General features: G+C 72.6%; 19 protein-coding genes. 13 read left to right on the top strand and 6 right to left on the bottom strand.

From position 1 onward, the window contains the following. Positions 1-23: 23 nt before the first annotated feature. Complete coding sequence (locus AB0E02_RS17670; protein WP_362140199.1) at positions 24-179, bottom strand: hypothetical protein; 156 nt, start codon at positions 177-179, stop codon at positions 24-26. A 70-nt stretch (positions 180-249) separates the two neighbouring features. Here AB0E02_RS17670 and AB0E02_RS17665 point away from each other — a divergent pair, with 70 nt between their 5' ends. Then, entirely contained in the window at positions 250-2,319 is a 2,070-nt protein-coding gene (locus tag AB0E02_RS17665) for a P-loop NTPase fold protein (RefSeq protein WP_362140196.1), read from the top strand. Here the strand turns inward: AB0E02_RS17665 and AB0E02_RS17660 are convergent. Together AB0E02_RS17660 and AB0E02_RS17655 are read right to left on the bottom strand one after the other, a co-directional pair. Then, on the bottom strand, positions 2,316-3,935 hold the full coding sequence (locus tag AB0E02_RS17660) for a D-aminoacylase (RefSeq protein ID WP_362140193.1): 1,620 nt from the start codon (positions 3,933-3,935) through the stop codon (positions 2,316-2,318). The two genes, AB0E02_RS17665 and AB0E02_RS17660, sit on opposite strands and share 4 nt — an antisense overlap. A 61-nt stretch (positions 3,936-3,996) precedes the next feature. Next, positions 3,997-5,286, bottom strand: a complete 1,290-nt coding sequence (locus AB0E02_RS17655) for an amino acid deaminase (protein ID WP_362140191.1) — start codon at positions 5,284-5,286, stop codon at positions 3,997-3,999. Positions 5,287-5,613: 327 nt separating this feature from the next. Between AB0E02_RS17655 and AB0E02_RS17650 the strand changes: the two genes are divergently transcribed. The 4 genes from AB0E02_RS17650 to AB0E02_RS17635 all read left to right on the top strand — a co-directional run bounded on the left by AB0E02_RS17650 (position 5,614) and on the right by AB0E02_RS17635 (position 9,461). Further along, entirely contained in the window at positions 5,614-6,690 is a 1,077-nt protein-coding gene (locus AB0E02_RS17650; RefSeq protein ID WP_362140355.1) for a sugar kinase, read from the top strand. Next, a complete protein-coding gene (locus AB0E02_RS17645; RefSeq protein WP_362140188.1) occupies positions 6,687-7,445 on the top strand; it encodes an IclR family transcriptional regulator in 759 nt (252 codons plus the stop codon). Before AB0E02_RS17650 ends, AB0E02_RS17645 begins: the two co-directional genes overlap by 4 nt. A gap of 2 nt (positions 7,446-7,447) precedes the next feature. Continuing rightward, on the top strand, positions 7,448-7,858 hold the full coding sequence (locus AB0E02_RS17640) for a RidA family protein (protein WP_362140186.1): 411 nt from the start codon (positions 7,448-7,450) through the stop codon (positions 7,856-7,858). A 115-nt stretch (positions 7,859-7,973) separates the two neighbouring features. Further along, the gene (locus AB0E02_RS17635) at positions 7,974-9,461 is read left to right on the top strand and encodes a gluconate:H+ symporter (protein WP_362140183.1); all 1,488 of its coding nucleotides are present in this window, start codon (positions 7,974-7,976) and stop codon (positions 9,459-9,461) included. Between the two features lie 73 nt (positions 9,462-9,534). On the opposite strand, the gene AB0E02_RS17630 is transcribed toward AB0E02_RS17635, so the two are convergent. Further along, a complete protein-coding gene (locus AB0E02_RS17630) occupies positions 9,535-10,911 on the bottom strand; it encodes a M14 family metallopeptidase (RefSeq protein WP_362140180.1) in 1,377 nt (458 codons plus the stop codon). A gap of 244 nt (positions 10,912-11,155) precedes the next feature. On the opposite strand from AB0E02_RS17630, the gene AB0E02_RS17625 reads away from it, so the two are divergent. Further along, a complete protein-coding gene (locus AB0E02_RS17625) occupies positions 11,156-12,031 on the top strand; it encodes a serine protease (RefSeq protein ID WP_362140177.1) in 876 nt (291 codons plus the stop codon). A 111-nt stretch (positions 12,032-12,142) separates the two neighbouring features. Here the strand turns inward: AB0E02_RS17625 and AB0E02_RS17620 are convergent, their stop codons facing one another. Both AB0E02_RS17620 and AB0E02_RS17615 read right to left on the bottom strand, forming a co-directional pair. Then, positions 12,143-13,201 carry a chitinase gene (locus AB0E02_RS17620; protein WP_362140175.1) on the bottom strand — a complete coding sequence of 353 codons (1,059 nt, stop codon included), beginning with the start codon at positions 13,199-13,201 and terminating at the stop codon, positions 12,143-12,145. A gap of 201 nt (positions 13,202-13,402) precedes the next feature. Further along, positions 13,403-13,543: a hypothetical protein gene (locus AB0E02_RS17615; protein ID WP_362140172.1), complete on the bottom strand. Its 141-nt coding sequence runs from the start codon at positions 13,541-13,543 to the stop codon at positions 13,403-13,405. Positions 13,544-13,678: 135 nt separating this feature from the next. Here AB0E02_RS17615 and AB0E02_RS17610 point away from each other — a divergent pair, with 135 nt between their 5' ends. The 7 genes from AB0E02_RS17610 (at position 13,679) to AB0E02_RS17580 (ending at position 20,809) form a co-directional block, all read left to right on the top strand. Further along, positions 13,679-15,232: a hypothetical protein gene (locus AB0E02_RS17610; protein WP_362140169.1), complete on the top strand. Its 1,554-nt coding sequence runs from the start codon at positions 13,679-13,681 to the stop codon at positions 15,230-15,232. A gap of 197 nt (positions 15,233-15,429) precedes the next feature. Further along, positions 15,430-16,149, top strand: coding sequence for a Flp pilus assembly protein CpaB (gene cpaB, locus AB0E02_RS17605; protein ID WP_310722664.1), 720 nt, complete (start codon positions 15,430-15,432; stop codon positions 16,147-16,149). A 13-nt stretch (positions 16,150-16,162) separates the two neighbouring features. Next, positions 16,163-17,602, top strand: a complete 1,440-nt coding sequence (locus AB0E02_RS17600) for an AAA family ATPase (protein ID WP_362140166.1) — start codon at positions 16,163-16,165, stop codon at positions 17,600-17,602. Positions 17,603-17,605: 3 nt separating this feature from the next. Continuing rightward, entirely contained in the window at positions 17,606-17,989 is a 384-nt protein-coding gene (locus tag AB0E02_RS17595) for a TadE/TadG family type IV pilus assembly protein (RefSeq protein ID WP_362140164.1), read from the top strand. Then, complete coding sequence (locus AB0E02_RS17590) at positions 17,986-18,486, top strand: TadE family protein (protein ID WP_362140161.1); 501 nt, start codon at positions 17,986-17,988, stop codon at positions 18,484-18,486. Before AB0E02_RS17595 ends, AB0E02_RS17590 begins: the two co-directional genes overlap by 4 nt. Further along, a complete protein-coding gene (locus AB0E02_RS17585) occupies positions 18,483-19,823 on the top strand; it encodes a CpaF family protein (RefSeq protein ID WP_351540755.1) in 1,341 nt (446 codons plus the stop codon). The genes AB0E02_RS17590 and AB0E02_RS17585 overlap by 4 nt, the downstream gene beginning before the upstream one ends. Then, the gene (locus AB0E02_RS17580) at positions 19,820-20,809 is read left to right on the top strand and encodes a type II secretion system F family protein (RefSeq protein WP_362140157.1); all 990 of its coding nucleotides are present in this window, start codon (positions 19,820-19,822) and stop codon (positions 20,807-20,809) included. Before AB0E02_RS17585 ends, AB0E02_RS17580 begins: the two co-directional genes overlap by 4 nt. Positions 20,810-20,816: the final 7 nt, after the last annotated feature.

Here is a 20,816-nt window from a genome sequence, read left to right as displayed (position 1 = left end):
CCCGGTGTTTTTCCCCACGTTGATCAGCGCAGGGTGTGGGGTTCCTCACGCGTGGTGAGGGCCGGCGGCGCGGACGTCGCGCTGACCTGGCCGGCCGGCAGGGTCGGCCGGCCGGGTGGCTGCTGATTCCGTGGCGGGGTGCGCGGGCGCACGGCCGCCCCGGTACGCTCCGGGCGCATGCCCACCTCGGCTCCGTTACCTCCCGCCGCGCCCGTCCCCGCCGCGCCCGCGCCTGCCGTCCCCGCGCCGTTGCCGCACGGCCCGTTCGCACTGCTCAACGACGAGCCGGTGGCCGAGTCCGCCGCGGATCTGCTCGGCGCCGGACGCGCCGCCCGCCAGCTCGCCGGCCTGCTCGTCGCCTCCCGCGGGTCCACCCCCTTCACCCTCGCCGTCGACGCCGGCTGGGGCATGGGCAAGAGCAGCCTGATGCGGCTGGTCGACGCGGAGCTGGCGCACGCCCCCGACGTCCACACGGTCTGGTACAACGCCTGGACCTCGACCGGTGCCGACGCACTGGAAGGGCTGATCAAGTCCGTCCTGATGCGCTTCGACCGGCGGGTGCTGCGCCGCGGCCTGGCACGGGTCAACGAGCGGCGCGCCCTGCTGCGGGCGGCCCGGGCGCTGACCACGGTCGTCGCCGGGCCGCTCGGGGTGGCCGGTCTCGTCGACGAGCTGTGGAAGAGCCTCTCGGTCGACTCCCAGGCGCGCAACGAGATGCGCGGGGCGATCGGCGAGCTGGTGCAGGAGTGGTCGGACAACACCGAGAACCGGCCACGCCGGCTCCTGGTGGTCTTCATCGACGACCTCGACCGCTGCTCGGAGGAGACGGTGCTCGCGGTCTGCGAGGCGGTGAAGGTCTATCTGGACGTGCCCGGACTGGCGTTCATGATCGGCTGCGACCGGTCGGCGCTGGGGCCCAACGGGCTGCTGCGCGATCTGTCGCCGGCCGGCTCGGCGTTCATGGAGAAGATCTTCCAGACCAGCTACCGGATTCCGGCCCCCGACAACCACGGTGTCAAGGACTACATCCGGTGGTGCGCCCGGACCGCGGGCATCGAGCCGCTGCTCGACGACGCCCTGGTGGATCTGCTGGTCCAGCGCTCGGACCGCAATCCGCGCCGCATCAAACGCCTGGTCAACGGATTCGTCCTGGAAGCGACCCTGAACCCGGTCTGGCGTGACTTCGGCCCCGGCGCGGTGATCAGGACGCTGCTGCTGCAGTACTTCTATCCCGACTTCTACCGGATGATGACCGGCCCGTCGGGCACGGTGGACGGCGATGTGGTGGCCGAGTTCCGTACCTACCGCGAGGTGCGGCGGACGCTGCTGGCCGCGGCCACGGCCCCGGTCCCGGACCAGGAACTCCGGACGGTGCGGAGCTTCCTGGCCTCGTACGACCTGCCGGCGCCGGACCCGATCGGCGGGTCGGGTGAGCCGGTGCTGACCGCGCTGGAGCGTCAACTCCCCACGGAATTCCCGGCCTTGGTGATCAACCCGGCGTTCACCTCGCTGGTCGACGAGCTGACCGCCCGCCCGGACGCGGACCGGCTCCTGCAACGGCTGCGCGAGGGCCCGCAGGGGGCGGGCGGCGAGCCGACCCGGATGTCCCGGGAGTGGGCGCCCATGTGGCAGAGCCTGCCGGACGTCCAGGCGGACGGCTACGCCACCGGATTCGGCCCGCCGCTGGCCTGGCCGGGCGAGGACCCGTACGCGGGGGTGGGCGGTTACGGGCAGCAGCAGCCGGCCTACGGGGTGCCGCCGCAGCCGGCACCGGCGGCCCGGCAGCAGCCTCCGTCGCCGTACGGGCAGTCCGGGTACCCGGTGCCGGGGCAGCAGGGCGGCTACGACTACCCGCCGCCGATGCAGGAGCCCGCGTATCCGCCGCAGATGCAGCAGGGCGGGTATCCGCAGCAGGGCCGCGGGTACCAGGCACCGCCGTTCCACGTCCTGTGGGTCGATGACCAGCCGGAGCGCAAGGCCGTGGTGGGCACGGTGCTGGAGGGGCTCGGGGCGCAGATGACGCATGTGGAGAACAGCGTCGACGCCGTACGGGCGCTCCGCGCCCACACCCGCACCCCCGACCTGCTGATCTCCGACATCAGCCGGGGGCGGGACCACACCGCGGGCTTCGCCATGGTGGAACGCCTCAAGGAGGAGGGGCACTACAGCGGGCCGGTGATCTTCTTCACCATCCGCCGGTCCCCGGAACGCGAGGAACGTGCCGCGGCTCTCGGCGCCTCGCTCACCAACAACGCGCAGGAGCTGACCGACCTCGCGCTGGCCGCCCTCCGGGAGCGGCCCCTGCCCGAGGCGCCCTAAGGGGTGCGCCGCACCGCCCGCCCCGCCAGGACGTCCGTCCGGCGGCCGTCCTCGATGACGAAGCGGCCGTCGATCAGGACGTGCGGGATGCCGACGGGCAGCGTGCGCGGGGCGTCGAACGTGGAGCCCGCCGCGACCGTGTCCGGGTCGAAGAGGACCAGGTCGGCGCGGTGGCCCTCGCGGACCAGCCCGCGGTCGGGCAGCCGCAGCCGGGCCGCCGGACGGCCCGTCAGATGGGCCACGCACTCCTCCAGGGACAGCACGCCCAGTTCGCGGGCGTAGTGGCCGAGGTAGTGCGGGAAGGTGCCGTACGCGCGCGGGTGCGGCTTGTCGCCCTGGAGGATGCCGTCGCTGCCGCCGGTGTGCACCGGGTGCTGCATGATCGCGCGGACGTTCTCCTCGTGGCCGACGTGCTGGAGGATCGTCGGGCCGAGGCGGTCGTCGAGGAGGAGACCGCGGGCCGTGGCCCAGGGGGTCTCACCGCGTGCGGCGGCGGCCTGCGCGATCGTCTTGCCGACGCAGGGGGCGAGGGCGGGGTCGGCGACGCCGGAGATCTCGATGGTGTCCCAGTCGATCGGTACGCCGTGGCAGCCGTCGGAGCCGAGCTCCTCGATGTGGTGGCGGATGCGTTCGGCGGTCCCGTCGTCCCGGAGCCGGGCGAGGGTGGCCTCCGGGCCGCCCTCATTGGCCCAACTGGGAAGCATCGCCACGAGAGTGGTGGAGCCTGGGGTGTACGGGTAGGTGTCGAGGCTGATGTCCGCGCCCGCGGCGATCGCGTCGTCGAGGAGGGCGAGGAGGTCGGCGGCCCGGCCCTGGTTCACCCCGAAGTTCATGGTGGCGTGGGCGAGGTGCAGGGCGCAGCCGGCGGTGCGCGTGAGGTCGACCATCTCCTGGTACGCGGCCAGGGCGCCCGCCCCGTAACTGCGGTGGTGGGGACAGTAGTAGCCGTCGTACGCGGCCACGACCCGGCACAGTTCGGTGAGTTCGGCGTCCTTGGCGTACATGCCGGGGGTGTAGGTGAGGCCGGACGACATGCCGACGGCGCCCTGTTCCAGGCCCGAAGCGACCAGGCGCTTCATGTGGTCGAGCTCGGCCGGGGTCGGGTCCCGGTCGTCCCAGCCGACCGCGTACATCCGGACCGTGCCCTGCGGGACGAGGTAGGCGGCGTTGACCGCGATGCCCTGTCCGTCGAAGCCGTGGTCCAGGCGGTCGAGGTACCCGCCGACCGTCCGCCAGTCGAAGTCGAGCGAGGTGTCCCCGGGGCCGCCGCCGTTCCAGCCGGTGATGGCCTGGCGGACCTGGGCGAGGGTGCGGTCGTCGGCCGGCGCGTACGACAGGCCGTCCTGGCCGAGGACTTCGAGGGTGACGCCCTGGGCGGTCTTGGCCTCGTGCGCCGGGTCGCGCAGCAGCGCCAGGTCGCTGTGGGCGTGCATGTCGATGAAGCCGGGGGAGAGGGCGAGGCCGCCGGCGTCCAGGGTGCGGCGGGCGGTGGGGCGCTGGCCGGCGCCCTCGCGCACGACGGCGGCGATCCGGCCGCCGTCGAGCGCGACGTCCGCCCGGTAGGAGGCGCCGCCGGTGCCGTCGAGGACGCGTACGTCGCGGATGACCAGGTCCATGGCGGGTCCCCTCTTAGGGCGGGCGGAAGGGGAAAAGCAGAGCTCGGGCGGGCGCGGGCGATCAGAAGAAGGTGCGGACGAAGTCGACGACCGTGCCGTCCCGTTCGACGAGCGGGATCAGCTGCCACTTGTCGAACGACGTGCACGGGTGGGACAGCCCCAGCCCGACCCAGTCGCCGACCTCGACGTCGCCGGCGCGTTCCGTCGCCAGCCAGGCGTGCTGGTCGGACAGCCCGGTGACGGTGATCCCGGCCGCCGGCCGCTCGGTGCCGTCCCGGCCGGACCGCACGACCTGGGCCCGCGGCAGGTCCAGGTCATGGGCCGCATCGCGCTTGCCCGCGTTGAGGAACGCCTGACCGGGCGTGGGGCGGGAGACGACCTGCGCCCACAGCCGGAAGGCGGGCTGCAGATCGCCCTCCTCCGGGACGCGGTTGAAGGGGGTCAGCCGGCGGTAGTGGCCGTCGTCGTGCGAGACGTACGCGCCCGAGCGCAGCAGCTTGAGGACCGGCGCCGACAGCGCGGGGATCTCCTCGAAGACCTCGGCGACCGCGTCGAACCAGGCGCTGCCGCCGGTGCTGACGATGATCCGGTCCAGGTCGGCGAACCGGCCGGCCTTGTCGAACTCCACGGCCAGGGCGACCAGCCGGCGCAGCCAGGCGCGCACCCGCTCGCCGTCGGCGTCCGGCACCTCGCCCTCGTACCCGGCGACGCCCACCAGCCGGAGGGTGTCCACGCCCGCGATGGCGTCGGCGAGTTCGAGGCACTCGGCCTCGGTGCGGACGCCGGTGCGCGCGCCCTCGCCCGCGCCCAGTTCGATGACCACATCGACCGGGCGGGTGGCGCCGGCCTCCCGCAGCGCGGTGTCCATCAGCGCGATGCCGGGCAGCGAGTCGACGTAGCAGACGAAGCGGAAGTCGGGGTCGGCGGCCAGCTCACCGGCCAGCCAGCGCAGCGCGGCGGCGTCCACCAGCTCGTTGGCCAGGAAGATCCGCTGGATGCCGTACGTGCGGTAGACCCGGGCCTGGTGCGGGACGGCCGCGGTGATGCCCCAGGCGCCGTGCTCCAGTTGGCGGGCGAAGAGCTGGGGGGCCATACAGGTCTTGCCGTGCGGGGCGAAGGCCAGGCCGTGCCGGGTGGAATAAGTCTCCAGGGCGGCCAGGTTGTGCTCGACGGCCTCCGCGGAGAGGGCCAGGACGGGGGTGGTGAACCCGCCGTCGAAGAGGTTGCGGCGCTCGGCGGCCAGCTCGCCGACGGTCAGCCCTTCGGCGTCCGGGGGAAGCCCCTTGAAGCGGTGATCGACGCGTTCGTCGGCGAGTTCCGCAAGTCCCTGCGCGAGCCGCTCCCCCGTCATGGGGCCTCCTCAAAGATCATGTTGCATGCTCTGCAACGACCATTGCGCATATCGCTGACTGCTGTCTAACATCCGGCCCATCGCCCGGTCAATGGTGGGAAACACGGCGGGAAACCGCAGGAAACCGCAGGCAACTGCAGGGAACTGCACGGGATTGGCGGCCTCGCCGGGGAGACCTCCGGGGCCGGCGGGCCGCGCACGGCCCGCCCGGACAAGCCCAGCGAAGGAGTGCACACGACCGTGACCACGACCCCGGACGGCAGCGACACTCACGGCCCGGGCGGCACCCCCGCCCCGGCCGCCGACGTCGTCTGCCTCGGCGAGTCCATGGTCACCTTCCTGCCCGGCCGGCCCGGACGGCTCGCCGACGTCCCCTCCTTCGACCGCGCCATCGGCGGTGCGGAGTCCAACGTCGCCTGCATGCTCGCCGCCGCCGGCCACCGCACCAAGTGGATCAGCCGGGTCGGCGCCGACGGCTTCGGCGACCACCTCGTGGCGACCATCGCCGGATACGGCGTCGACACCTCCGCGGTGCGCCGCGACCGCGACCGCCCCACCGGCATCTACTTCCGCACCGCCGGCGACCGCGCCACCGACGCCCACGAGGTCGCCTACTACCGCGCAGGCTCGGCGGCCTCCGCCATGTCCGTGACCACCCTGGACACCGGCGCCCTCCAGGACGGCCGCATCCTGCACCTCTCCGGCATCACCGCGGCCCTGTCCACCGACTGCCTCGACCTGCTGCGCGCCCTGACCGCGCGCCGGCCCGGCCGCCGCCCCCTCGTCTCGTTCGACGTCAACCACCGGCCCGGCCTGTGGCGCGGCTCCCCCCAGCTCCCGGCTCCGCCCCCACTCTCCACTTCGTTCGAGCGGGGGCGCCCCCATGAGCAGGGAGGTACCCCCATCGGCCCGCGGGTCCTGCTCGACCTCGCGCGCGGCGCCGACCTGGTGTTCGTCGGCGAGGACGAGGCCCGGGACGCCTGGGGCCTCAACGGCAGCCGGGCGATCCGCGCGGCCCTGCCCGAGCCGGAGGTCCTGGTGGTCAAGCAGGGCGCGGGAGGGGCCGTCGTCTTCCACGACGGGGGCCCGGGCGGTGCCACCGCCACCACGGTCCGCGCGCTCGACGTCGAGGTCGTGGCCGCCGTCGGCGCCGGTGACGCGTTCGCCGCCGGATTCCTCTCCGCCACCCTCCGCGGCCTGCCGCTGCGCGCCCGCGCCCGGTACGGCCACCTCTTCGCCGCCGCTGCCCTCACCGACCCCGGCGACCTCGCGGCCCCGCCCGGCCGGGCCCTCGCCGACGGGCTGGCCGCGCTCGACGACACCGCCTGGGGGAAACTGCACCTCGGCCCCGGCTGGACCGTCGCAGCCGACCGCAGGGCCGCCGAGGAGGTACCGAGCCCATGAGCCAGACCGTCGACCGCGCGCTCAGCATCCTGCCGCTGCTCGCCGAAGGACCCGCCGACCTCGGCCAGGTCGCCGACCGGCTCGGCGTGCACAAGTCCACCGCCCTCCGGCTGCTGCGCACCCTCCACGAACACGGCCTGGTCCACCGGCAGGCCGACCAGCGCTACCGCCTCGGTGCCCGCCTCTTCGCGCTCGCCCAGGAGGCCGCCGAGAACCTCGACGTACGCGAGATCGCCCACCCGCACCTCGTCGAACTCAACGAGAAGTGCGGCCACACGGTCCACCTCGCCGTCCACGAGGAGAACGAGGTCCTCTACATCGACAAGGTCGAGAGCCGCTACCCGGTCCGGATGTACTCCCGGATCGGCAAGCCGGTCGCGATCACCGTCGCCGCGGTCGCCAAACTGCTCCTCGCCGACCTTCCGGAAGCCGAGCGCCGCACCCTCGCCGCGACGCTCGACTACCCCCGCTACACGGCCCGTTCGACCCCCGACGCCACGGCCTTCCTCGCCGAACTGGCCAAGGTCCGCGAACAGGGCTGGGCCACCGACCTCGGTGGCCACGAGGAGTCCATCAACTGCGTCGCGGCTCCGGTCCGCGGCGCGGACGGACGCGTCGTCGCCGCCATGTCGGTCTCCGCACCGAACGTCGTCGTCTCCGCCGAGGAACTCCTCACCCTGCTCCCCCTGGTGCGCCGCACCGCCGACGCCATCAGCCGGGAGTACTCCGGCAGTCCACCGACCAAGGAAGCATGAGCATGAGCGAGAAGACCGCCCTCACCCCGGCCACCCACACCACCCCGCCCGCGAAGTTCTCCCACGGCGTGAAGAAGGGCAACATCCTCCAGGTCGCGGGCCAGGTCGGCTTCCTCCCCGCGGTCCCGGGCCAGGCCCCCACCCCGGCCGGCCCGACCCTGCGCGAGCAGACCCTGCAGACCTTCGCCAACGTCAAGGCGATCCTCGAAGAGGGCGGCGCCACCTGGGACGACGTGATGATGATGCGCGTCTACCTCACGGACACCGGCCACTTCGCCGAGATGAACGAGATCTACAACCAGTACTTCGAGGAGCAGGGCCTGACACAGGCCCCGGCGGCCCGCACGACCGTCTACGTCGGTCTGCCCAAGGGCCTGCTCATCGAGATCGACGCCCTCGCCGTCCTGAGCTGAGTCCCCACACACACACCAGCAAGCCGTACGTCGTCACGGCACGACACACCAGCGCGGTGTGCCGTGCCGGTGATCCCTCCTGCCCTGAAAGTCTCATGCACTTACGAGGTCAACGATGTCCCCGTTCGCCCCGCTCGCGGCCGCCCCCGCACCGCCCCCCGCCCCACCCCACACCGGCGGCATCCTCCCGCTCCTCGGCGGCACCGCCGGACTGCTGACCGTCGCCGCGCTCGGCATCGTGCTGCTGCTCTTCCTGATCATCAAGGTCCGGCTCCAGCCGTTCGTGGCCCTCCTGGCGGTCTCGATAGCCGTCGGCCTCGGCGCCGGTCTCTCCGTCACCGAACTCTTCGGCACCGTCCAGAAGTCCGACGCCGTCTCGCTCATCGAGTCCGGCATGGGCGGCACCCTCGGCCACGTCGCGATCATCATCGGCCTCGGCACCATGCTCGGGGCGGTGCTCGAAGTCTCCGGCGGCGCCGAGGTGTTGGCCGCCCGCCTGCTCCACCTCTTCGGCGAACGGCGGGCGCCGCTCGCCATGGGCCTGACCGGCCTGATCTTCGGCATCCCGGTCTTCTTCGACGTCGGCATCTTCGTCCTCGCACCGATCGTCTACGCGGCCGCCAAGCGGGGTGGCAGGTCGATCGTCCTCTACTGCATGCCGCTGCTCGCCGGCCTGTCCATGACCCACGCCTTCCTGCCCCCGCACCCGGGCCCGGTGGCGGCGGCGGGCCTGCTCCATGTCGACCTCGGCTGGGTCATCCTCATGGGCATCGTCTGCGGCATCCCCGCCGTGCTCGCCGCCTGGGGCTGGGCCGCCTGGATCGGCAGGCGGATCTTCGTGCCCGTACCGCAGGACATGGCCGAGGCCGCACAGGAGGCGAAGGCCGCACTCGCCGAGGAACAGCGGAAGGCCGGCGTCACGCCGACGGAGAAGCCGGTCCCGCTCGGCACCGTCCTCGCCATCATCGGCACCCCGCTCGTCCTGATCCTGCTGGCCACCTTCTCCTCGATCGCGCTCGGGCGCTCCACTGCCCGCTCGGTCATCGAGTTCTTCGGCCACCCCTTCGTCGCCCTGACCCTCGCGCTGCTGCTCGCGTACTACCTGCTCGGCATCCGCCGCGGCTGGTCCCGCAAGTCCCTGGAGACGGTGTCCACCGCCTCCCTGAAGCCGGTCGGCAACATCCTGCTGGTCGTCGGCGCGGGCGGGATCTTCGGCGCGGTCCTCAAGGGCAGCGGCATCGCCCAGGCCCTCTCCGACACCTTCAAGGGCATCGGCCTGCCGGTGATCGTCCTGGCGTACCTGATCTCCCTCGTCCTGCGCGTGGCCCAGGGCTCGGCGACCGTCGCCATCGTCACCACCGCCGGCATCGTCTGGCCGCTGATCGAGGCGGGCCACCACTCGCAGCCCTTCGCCGCACTCGTCATCATGGCCATCTCGGCCGGCTCGATCTTCGCCTCGCATGTGAACGACGGCGGTTTCTGGATGGTCAGCAAGTACTTCGGCATCACCGAACGCGACACGCTGAAGACCTGGACGGTGCTGGAATCCGTCCTGTCGGTCGCGGGGTTCGCGGTGGCGGCGCTGGTGAGCCTGCTGGTGTGAAGGGCACGGGCCGCCGCCTCCCGGCATCCCCGCAGCGCCGCGGCGGCCCGTGCCTTCACTCGCGTGTTCCGGCTCACCTGCCCTTGCAGTACTGCCCTTCCTTGCCGATCACGCGGTAGACGCAGTCCGAGGTCTCCAGGAACTGGAGCACCGCCTCACGATTGCGTGCGGTCTCCTTCGCGATCACCGAGTCCTTCGGATAGAAACCGCCGTGGCCCGAGGACGGATACATCTCGAAGGTGTACGCGAAGACCTTCTGGTCCCCCCACAGCCAGTCGTCGATGGCACCGTCGGTGATGTAGAGCTCGCTGGACTGCTCCGGCGTGTAGCCGTTGGTGGCGGCCATCTTCTTGCCGAGCGTGGCGAAGGTGTCGTGCTCGTCCTGGGTCATGCCGGGACCGGTGGGGTCGTTGGTGAACCCGAAGGGCCACAGGACGAGTTCGCTGTACGTGTGGAAGTCGATGGCGGCCTTGATCTGCTGCGCACCGCCGACCACGCGGCTGCGCACGAACTTCGAGACGACCTGCACCTCGGGGGCGGAGGCGGGGGAGGCCCCGCGGTAGGTCTCGTCGCCCGGGTCGTCCGAGGAGCCGTCGCAGCAACCCCACTTGAAGTCCCAGTTGCGGTTGAGGTCGGTGCCGACCTCGCTGCTCCCGGCGTTGGGCTGCCGATTCTTCCGCCAGCTGCGGAACGACCCGGAAGCGATGTCGTACTCGCCCCCGTCCGGGTTCAGGTCCGGCACGATCCAGATCTCGCGGGAGTCCAGGATCTTGGTGACCCGCGGATCCGAACCGTACTTCGAGGTCAGCTCGTTCAGCAGATAGAGGGCCATCTCGACGGTGAGGTGTTCCCGGGCGTGCTGGTGGGCCGTGAAGAGGACCTCGGGTTCGTTCTCGTCCTTGGTGACGTTCTTGCTGAGCTTGAGGGCGAGGATGTCGCGGCCCTCGTGGGACTTGCCGATGACCTGCCTCGACAGGATCGCCGGGTATTTGGCGACGAGCGTGTCGATCTCCTTCGTGGCCTCGGCGTAGGTGTGGTAGCCGGTGTAGCCGGGCGGGAAGTCCTTGACGCGGGTACCCGGAGCGGCCGGCGTGGCCGGGTCGGCCGCCGGAAGGTCGGGCAACTGCCTTACCCGGTAGCCGAGTTGCCGTAGCGCGCCGGCCTGGGCCCGGTCGGCGGTGATGACGACGGACCGGGCGTGCACCTCGTCGATGCTGACACCGGTCGCCGCGAGCGCGGTACGGGCCGCGGGCGTGGCCGGCCCGGTCACCTCGTACTGATGGGGCTGCCGTTCGGGGTCCGTCCGGTCCGCGCCACCCGTCGCCGTGGCACCGGCGGCGGCCCCGGCCGGAGAGTCCAGGGCCTGTGCGGCGGTGATCGGGGCGGCGAGCGCGAGGGAGAGCAGCGCGGCGAGGACGGTCGACCGTCCGCCGCGTATCCGTGGTCGCATGCGGTCTCCTGTGGGGTGTGAGTCGAAGCGACGCCGCCAGTGTTTGGGGTTGGCATGGGCGGGTCAAGGCGCGGGACGGCCAGATGTGGCGAGGGTGAGAGGGCTCTGGGCGGCTGCCGTGGCCGTCAACTTCCCATCGATTTCGGTGGATTGGTTGCCCCCGTGGGGTGTGGCGCTGACAATGCGCACGACAAAACCGAGGGTTCGTGCGGGCTCTCGGTGACAGAGCTGAGAGGACCCCCACATGAACAGACCTCTCGTCGGCACCCTGGCCACGGCCGTGCTGGGAGCCGCAGCCCTGGTGGGCACCGTCCCGACGGCGCAGGCAGCGCCCGAGCGGGCGGCGTCGCACCACGGGCAGTACCGGACCAAGGCGGTCAACTTCGCCGGCACCGTGGCGCTGAGCAACTGCTCCGGCTCGGTGGTGCGGATGCCCACCTCGCAGGCGAACGACCCGGCCCTGGTGATGTCCAACGGCCACTGTCTGGAAAGCGGTATGCCGGGCGCGGGCGAGGTGATCGTCGACCAGCGGTCCAGCCGCAGCTTCACCCTGCTCGACAGGTCGGCGCGCGGCGTGGGCACCATCAGGGCCACCAAGGTCGCCTACGCGACGATGACCGACACCGACGTCACGATCTACCAGACCGGCTCCACGTACGCCCAGATCGAGCAGAAGTACGGGATCAAGCCGCTGGAACTGGCCACCGAGCACCCGGCCAAGGGTGCCGGGATCAGTGTGGTCTCCGGCTACTGGAAGAAGATCTACACCTGCAGCATCGACGGGTTCGTGCCCACCCTCAAGGAGGGCGAGTGGACCTGGAAGGACTCGGTCCGTTACACCCCCGAGTGCAAGACCATAGGTGGCACGTCCGGTTCGCCCGTGGTCGACACCACGACGGGCAAGGTCGCGGCGATCAACAACACGGGCAATGAGGACGGCGAGAAGTGCACCGTCAACAACCCGTGCGAGGTCGACGAGAACGGCAACGTCACGGTGCACCAGGGCACCAACTACGCCGAGGAGACCTACGGGATCCCCAAGTGCTTCGGCGCCGGGAACAAGCTGGACCTGAGCGCGGCGGGCTGTGCGCTGCCGAAGCCTGCGGGCGTGCGGAAGTGATCTGCCGCAGGCGCTGACGGAACGGAGCGGAGCCAGGCCGACGGAACGGAGCGGAGCCAGGTCCCGGGCACGGTGTGCGCGGGACCTGGCAGCTCTTTCGGGCGGCCCTCCCTACGGGAGGCCGTGGACGTGGGCGCCCACCTGGTGGGCGAACTCGTTGCCGTTGGCGGCGTCCCAGTTGGTGGACCAGGCCATCGCGCCGCGCAGCCCCGGGTACTGCTTCGACGGCTTGAACGAGCCGCAACCGGTGCCCTTGGTCAGGCAGTCGAGTGCGTCGTTGACGACGGACGGGGCGACATGGCCGCTGCCGGCCGCACGGTCGGACGCCGGGACGCCGATGCCGACCTGCGACGGGTCCAGGCCGTTCTCGAGCTGGATGCAGGCGAGCGAGGTCAGGAAGTCCACCGAGCCCTGGGCGTAGACCTTGCCGTCACAGCCGTTCATGGCGCCGCTGTTGTAGTACTGCATGTTGACGGCGGTCAGGAAGTCCTTGATGCCGAGCGCCGTCTTGAAGTACTCGTTCTGCGGTGACTGCATGTCGACGGTTTGCGGGGCCATGGTCACCACGACGTCGCCGTGCGCGGCGTGCACGGCCTTCAGGGCCTGGGTCAGGTACGTCGCGTTGAGGCCGTTCTCCAGGTCGATGTCGACACCGTCGAAGCCGTACTCGTCCATGAGCGTGCCGACCGAGTCGGCGAAGTTCTTGGCGGAGGCGTCGTCGTTGACCGAGATCGCCCCCTTTTCGCCGCCGACCGAGATGATCACCGACTTGCCGGCCGCCTGCTTGGCCTTGATGTCCGCCTTGAAGTCGTCGACGGAGCCGTAGCCGACGGCCGGGTCGAGGTGGAAGGTGACGGCCCCGGGCCGGTCGGTGGCGTCGGCGAACGACACCGCGATGATGTCGTAGGCGTCGTCGACGTCCTTGAGTTTCTGCACCGTGGCGCCGTTGTCGAAGTTCTGCCAGTAGCCGGTGAGGGCGTGGGCGGGGACGGCGGCGGGGTGCGCCGCGGAGCGGGCGGCCGGGGCGGCGGTCGCGGCCGGGTGCCCCTCCGTGGCCCGGGCGGTGCCGGCGGCGACGAGGCCGGCCGAGCTCAGCACCGCGGCGGCCAGCCCGGCGAGCAGCCTCCTTGTGACCTTGCGTCCGTCCGGACCCGACCGGACGCCGAACAAGCCTGACCATGGGCCAACAGAGCCTGGCCGGGGGCCGGGAGAGCCCGACCGGGCGCGAACCGCAGCTGATCGTGCGCGAACCACGACTGCCTCCGTGTGGGGGAGTGGGGGAAGTGGGGAAGGTGAGACGGGTGGTACGGATGCGCTTTCAGGGGCCTCTGGTGTGCGTGTCGTACAACGTGGTCCAGACCAATGTGCTTGTCAAGGGCCGTACATACAGCGGGAGTTACCGTCCTCGCCGTTCGGGACGGTATGCGGGGTTTGCCGCCGGCCGGTGGTCCTCGTGAAGGTCATCGCGCGGGTCATGGCGGCGGTGGTCCCGCCGGCCGTCGCGATGGTCATGACGAGTAGCCCAGAACGTGTTCTCCGGGACGTATCTCTGTGGATAAAGTGCTGAGCGTATGGCGCCGATGGCGCAGAGCTGTGCCGATCCGCGGTCCCGGGACCCCCGGCGGCCGGAGGGAGTGGGGGAGCGACGTGCCGACCGCGATTGCAGTCACCAGCCCTGACCTCACGCTGCCCTCCCCCCTGCTCTCAACTTCGTTCGAGCAGGGTGGGGGTGCCCCCGGCGGTAGCTGGGGGAGTGCCCCCATCGACCGGCGGACACCCGCCGCCGTCGTCCTGCCCGCCCCGCACCTGATGCCCCTGGACGACGCGCTGACGGAGACCAGCGCGGTGCTGGAACACCACGGCCATCTGGTCGTGCTGTACTCCTCCGCCTGCCCGCCCGAGCACATCCGGCGGCTGCACACCCTCCGCGCCGTCCTGGAGAGCGACCGGATCGCCATCGTTCCGGTGTCCCTGCCGCCGCTGGGCGTCGCCCTGCTGGCCCGTCAGCTGCGGCAGTTGTCGCTGTACGACTTCAGCCCCGGCGTACTGGCCAGCGCGGCCCGGTTGCTGAGCCATTACCTCCATGCCGGTGCCCTGCTGGGCAGCGTCACCGGGCTGGACCACATCGAGGTCGATCTGCGCGCCCATGTGAAGTCCTGGTTGCCCGGCGCCCACTTCGCCGTCCTGGCCCACCCCGCACCGCAGTTGGTGCACCTGGACCGGCACGCCACCGAGGCCGGGCTGCGGCCGCCCGGGTTCGCCACCGAACTCACCGTCGCCCGCGGCCAGCTCACCACGGACTGGGTCACCGGCGCCCTCGCCCCGGCCTGGCAGGTGCAGGGCGCGTACGAGGTGCGGCTGCCCGCCGAGTCCGCGCGCTGGTGGGGCACCCAGAAGCTGATCGAATTCGCCGCGGGCATCCCCGACCCGGCGGTCCTCCGCCAACTGGTCGCGTCGGTACGGCGCGAGGAGTGCGGCTGGTGCGGGCTGGAGGTGCTGGGCGACCGGTGCGCGTTCTGCACGGCCCCGCTGGCCAGGGACCGTTCGGCGCGAGGCGGCGGCCCGGCCGGGCGCGGCCCCGCGGCCATAGCCGGGCCGGGAGCGGGGACTGGAGCGGAGACGGCCGCCGGGACGGCGAACGCCCCGCACCCGGCGGCGGACCGGCTCTCGGCCCAGGGCCCCGGCCCGCAGGCGCTCCCGGCCCCCGACCCGGCCGGCGAGGCGCCCGCGCCCCCGGGACCCGCGACGGAGGCGCCCGCCCCGCCGGCCCCCGCCCCCGACCCTTCCTGTGGCCCGTCCACCCCGTCCGCCCCGTCGTCCGCCGTCCCGGCACCGCAGCCCGGTCCGCCGCCGTCCGCGCCGTGGGGCGAGCGGGGGTTGGCGCCGGTGGCGCCGTCGGGCGTGCCCGGCGGGCCGGAGGTGACGGACGGATACGGCGGTGCGCCCGCCGGCCGGCGCGTACCGGGGCAGGTGGACGTCCGCGGTCCGGAGCTCCCGAACGGCGTCCCCGGGGCGGGAGTTCCGGGGAACCCTTACGGGTCCGGCCGCCCCGTCCCGGGCAACCCGTACGCGACCGACGCCCCCCGCACCGCCCCCGGCCGCCGGTGCCTCCCCGGCCACCCCGATTTCGCCGGTGAACCGGACGCGCCGAACGTTCCCGGAACCCCCGGTGCCCCACGGACGGTGGCCCGCGCCCGCTGACCCCGACCGATCCGGCCCCCTGATCCGCCCCTCCGAACCGCCCTCCGAATGGCCCGCAGAGCCGACTGACCCACCGACCCGCCGAACCACCCGCGCCGACCCGACCGCCCCCCCGTTCCGCTCCCGCCCCGCCCCGCCCCGCCCCGTCCCCGTCCCGTTCCCGCCCCCACCCCCGTCCCGATCGAGGTCCCTCCCCCATGAACTCACGCCAGCGCCGCGGAGTGATCCTGCTGCTCCTGTCGGTTCTCTGTGCGGTCGGCGCGTTCGTCGGCGTGCTGTCGGTGATCAGGAACGTCGAGTCCAAGGTCGGTCCGGAGAAGACCGCGTACCGGCTGAAGACGGACGTCGCGGCCTATAAAGCGCTGGATCCGGGGCAGTTCGAGAAGGTGAAGATGCCGCAGCGCTGGCTGCCGCCCACCGCCGTGACCGATCTGGACCAGGTCAGCGGCAAGATCGCGGTGACCCCGCTGAAGAAGGGGTCGCTGCTCCAGGACGACATGATCGTCGAGCGGCCGGCGCTGAAGGCCGGGCAGCAGGAGATCGCCATCATGATCGATGCCGCGACCGGTGTGGCCGGCAAGATCAACCCCGGGGCCCGGGTGAACATCTACGCCACCTTCGAGGGCAAGCGCCCCGAGGACAAGCCGGTCTCCAAGGTGATCGTGTCCGGCGCCCAGGTCATCGACGTCGGCAAGCTGACGCCCCTGGAGGCCAAGGACCCCGGCGACACGAACGCGGCCAACCGGCAGGCCGGTGAGGCCGTGCCGATCACCTTCGCGCTCAACACCCAGGACGCCCAGCGGGTCGCGTACGCCGAGTCGTTCGCCTCCCACGTACGGCTGGCGCTGCTCGCGCCCGGCAGCGAGGCCACCATCCCGCCGAGCCAGCGCACGTACACCCTCGACGGCGACAAGTGACCCGGAGGCCCAGGTGACCATCCGCATCCTCCCGGCGATCGGCGACCCGGACGCCGCCCGCGCGGTGACCTCGCTGCTCAACCAGCTGCCGGACGCCGAACCGGCGCCCGCGGTCGCCGACGGCACCGCACTGCTCGACGCCCTGGCCGGAGCCGCGGCGCAGCCCGCCGTGGACACCGGCCCGGGCCCCGCCGTCGAGGCGCTGCCCGAGGTCGTCCTGGTCCACGAGCGGATCGGGCCGACACCGGCGCTGGAGCTGATCCGTGAGATCGCGCTCCGCTTCCCCGCCGTCGGCGTCGTACTGATCACCACCGACGCCGGGCCCGCGCTGTTCTCCGCGGCGATGGACGCCGGCGCCCGGGGCGTCGTCGGACTGCCGCTCGGCTACGACGAGTTGGCCGCCCGGGTGCAGGCCGCCGCCCAGTGGGCCGCCGGCGTACGGGTGCACCTGGGGGGAAACCCGGAGGCCCGGCCCGGACCGGCCGGCCGGCTGGTGACCGTGACCGGCGCCAAGGGCGGGGTCGGCACCACCGTCGCCGCCGTCCAGCTGGCGCTGGCCGCCCGGGCCGCGGGCCGCAGCGTCGCGCTGGTGGACCTCGACCTGCAGTCCGGGGACGTGGCCTCCTACCTGGACGTCCAGTTCCGCCGCTCGGTCGTAGACCTGGCCGGCATCCAGGACCTGTCCGTACGGGTCCTCCAGGACGCGGTGCACGACCACCACACCGGCCTGGCGCTGCTGCTGGCGCCGGAGGAGGGCGAGCGCGGCGAGGAGGTCGACGACCGGGCCGCCCGGCAGATCCTCGGCGCGCTGCGCTCCCGCTACGAGGTCGTGGTGGTCGACTGCGGCTCCCAGATGCAGTCGGCGAACGCCGCGGCCGTCGAACTCGCCGACGTCGCCCTGCTGGTGACCACCCCGGACGTGGTGGCCGTACGGGCCGCCAAGCGGCAGGTGCGGCTGTGGGACCGGCTGCAGATCCGCAAGGCCGAGGACACCACCACGGTCGTCAACCGGCTCACCCGCAGCACCGAGATCCAGCCGCCGGTGGTCGCCAAGGCCACCGGCACCCGGACGGCCCGGGCGCACGTCCCGGCGGCGTACAAGGAGCTCCAGCCGTGTGTGGACGCCGGCCGGATGCAGGACCTGGACGCCCGGTCGACGGTCAAGCAGGCGCTCTGGGCGCTCGCCGGGGAGCTGGGGCTGGTCGAGTCACCGGCCGCGCGGCAGGGCCGGGGCAGCCACCGGGCGCGTCCGTCGCTGACGGGGCGCAAGCGCAAGGCGCTCACGACGGGGGCGGCTTCCGGTTCCGGGACGGGTCCGGGTACGGCCTCCGGGGCCGCGTCGGGGTCGGTACCGGGGTCGGGCGCCGGACGGTTCGGGGTCCGGCGGGGCCAGGCGACGGCGGCCGGCGGGCCCGGGCCGTTCGACCCGGCCGGCCCGTACGAGGAGGGCTGAGCGGTGCGGCGCCCGCTGGGCGGCGACGACCGCGGACAGGTCTCCGTGGAGTTCCTGGGACTGCTGCCGCTGATCCTGCTGGTCCTGGTGCTGCTCTGGCAGTTCGTGCTGGTCGGGTACAGCTACTCGCTCGCCGCGCACGCCGCCGACCGGGGCGCGCGGGCGGCCACCGCCACCCGGGACGGCGGCGCGGGCGCCTGCCGTACCGCCGCCGAGGACCAGCTGCCGCCCGCCTGGCAGGCGGGTTCCTCGGCCTCCTGCACCACCGAGGCCGGCCTGTGGAAGGCCACCGTCCGGATCAGCGTCCCGGTGCTCTTCCCCGGCGTGGCCAGCTTCCCGGGGCACATCACCGGCTCGGCCGGCGCCGCGAAGGAGGACACCCGATGAGGACGGTGCGCCGCCGCGGGTCCGTTTCCCGTCGTCGTGCCGCCGGGGCCCCAGGAGGGTTCCGCGGTCCCGCCCCAAGGCTCCGCCACGGCCGCGACCGGGGCCAGGCCTCCATCGAGTTCCTCGGCTTCCTGCCGATCCTGCTGGTCGTCGCGCTGGCCGTGGTGCAGCTCGGCCTGGCGGCCTACGCCGTCCAGCAGGCCGGCACCGGCGCGCGCGCCGCGGCCCGTACCGCCTCGATGGACCGGGCCGACCGGGAGACCGATCCGCGGTCCGCCGGCCGGGCCGCGATGAGCGGCTGGGTCGCGAAGGGCGCGACGATCTCCGTCAGCGAGGGCGGCGACGCGGTCAGCGCGACCGCACGCGTCACCATCCCCTCGATCATCCCCGGCGTCGACGACTTCGGCTCCGCCAGCCGCAGCGCCACCATGCCCCGCCCCGCCGACCCGCAGGGCGCGGCAGCAGCGAGCACGTACGAAGGAGCACCCCCGCGATGAGTCTGAAAGCCCGGATCGTCGCGCCCGAGCCGGCCGGTGAGCCGCGCCACGACAGCCACCTGGTCGCCACCTACCGCGCCAAGCTGCTGGAGGAGATCGACCTCGCCGAGATGTCCTCGCTGGCCGCGGCCGAGCGCCGGTCCCGGCTGGAGCGCGTCCTCGGCCACATCATCAGCCGCGAGGGCCCGGTGCTCTCCACCGCCGAACGGGCCCAGCTGATCCGCCGGGTGGTCGACGAGGCGCTGGGCCTGGGCGTGCTGGAACCGCTGCTGGAGGACGCCTCGGTCACCGAGATCATGGTCAACGGGCCGGACCAGGTCTATGTCGAACGCGCCGGCCGGGTCGAGCTCGTCCCGGTCCGCTTCGCCTCGCACGAGCAGCTGATGCAGACCATCGAGCGGATCGTCTCCACCGTCAACCGCCGCGTCGACGAGTCCAATCCGATGGTCGACGCCCGCCTCCCCTCCGGTGAGCGCGTCAATGTCATCATCCCGCCGCTCGCCCTGAACGGCGCCACCCTCACCATCCGCCGCTTCCCGCGCGCCTACACCCTGGCCGAACTCATCGGCCGGGGCACGCTCGACGAGCAGATGCTGATGCTGTTGGCCGGGCTGGTGCGCGCCAAGTTCAACGTGGTGGTCTCCGGTGCCACCGGCGCGGGCAAGACCACCCTGCTCAACGCCCTCTCCGGCCTCATCCCGGAGGGCGAGCGGATCATCACCGTCGAGGACGCCGCCGAACTCCAGCTCCAGCAGACCCACGTCATCCGGCTGGAGGCCCGGCCGCCCAACGTGGAGGGCAAGGGCCGGATCACCATCCGCGACCTCGTACGCAACTCCCTGCGCATGCGCCCCGACCGCATCATCGTCGGCGAGGTGCGCGGCGGCGAGACCCTCGACATGCTCCAGGCGATGTCCACCGGCCACGACGGCTCGCTCGCCACCGTGCACGCCAACAGCGCCGAGGACGCCCTGATGCGGCTGCAGACGCTGGCCTCCATGTCGGACGTGAAGATTCCTTTCGAGGCGCTGCGGGACCAGATCAACAGCGCCGTCGACTGCATCGTCCAGCTCACCCGGCACGCCGACGGCTCCCGCCGGATCAGCGAGATCGCCATCCTCGACTCGCGCGGCCACGAGGACTACCGGATCGCGACGGTCTGCCGGTTCGACGCCGAACCGATGGGCGCCGACCGGATCGTGCACGGCCGCTTCCGCTACTTCCCGTTGCCCCGAAGGGTGGCCGAGCGCCTCTTCATGGCGAGCGAACCCACCCCGCCCGCCTTCGGGGTGGCGGCCACCGACGACCAACTCGCCACCCGGAAGGCCACCTCATGACCGGCTGGGCACTGACCACCGCCGCCGGGGGGCCCACCACGGCCTCCACGACCCCCCTCGTCCAGCTCACCATCGGGGCCACCCTGCTGTGCGCGGTGCTCGCCGTCGTAGGCGTCCGCAGCTACGCGGCCGGGCGGGCCCAGCGCCAGGCCGTCGTCGACCGCCTCGCCGACGAGCACGGGCTGCCGGCGACCGGGAAACGCCGGCGCTTCCCGTCCGTGGACCGCGCCCTGCGCGGCACCCGCTTCGGCCGCCGCCTGGAACTCCGGCTGGCCGCCACCGGCCTGGACGTCACCCCCGGCGAGTTCTTCGTCGGCATGCTCGTCGCGGTCGTCGCCCTCTGGCTTCTCGCGCATGCCGTCCTGGCGCCCTTCTTCGGGCCGATCGCCGCGCTGGTCGCCGTCTGGGCGGCCTTCGCGTTCCTCAACTGGCAGCGCCAGAAACGCATCGAGAAGTTCATCAACCAGCTCCCCGAACTCTCCCGGATCCTGGCCAACGCCACCCAGGCCGGGCTGGCGCTGCGCACGGCCCTGGGGATGGCGGCCGAGGAACTGGAGGCCCCGGCCGGCGAGGAACTGGCCAAGGTGGCGGCCAAGCTCGCCGTCGGCCACTCCATCGACGAGGCCCTCGGCGAACTCGCCGAACGCCTGCCCTCCCGCGAACTGGTCGTCCTCGTCACCACCCTCGTCCTCTCGAACCGCGCCGGCGGCACCGTCGTCGGCTCGCTGCGCAACCTCACCACGACGCTGGAGGAGCGCAAGGAGACCCGTCGCGAGGTCCGCACCCAGCTCTCCCAGGTCACCGTCACCGCCTACGTCGTCCCGCTCCTCGGCGTCGGCACCCTGCTGCTGATGAACCGCATCGCTCCCGGCGCCATCGACCGCATGACGTCCTCGTTCCTCGGCCAGCTCGCGGTCGTGGTCGCCTTCGTCCTCTACGGGCTGGGCTTCTTCTTCATCCGCCGGCTGTCCAAGATCGACGTCTGAGGGACCG

The organism is Streptomyces sp. NPDC048196 (assembly GCF_040652715.1).
Classification (GTDB): Bacteria; Actinomycetota; Actinomycetes; order Streptomycetales; family Streptomycetaceae; genus Streptomyces; species Streptomyces siderophoricus.
The sequence above is the reverse complement of the archived record's forward strand: the minus strand, read 5'-3'. Positions and strand labels throughout refer to the sequence as shown.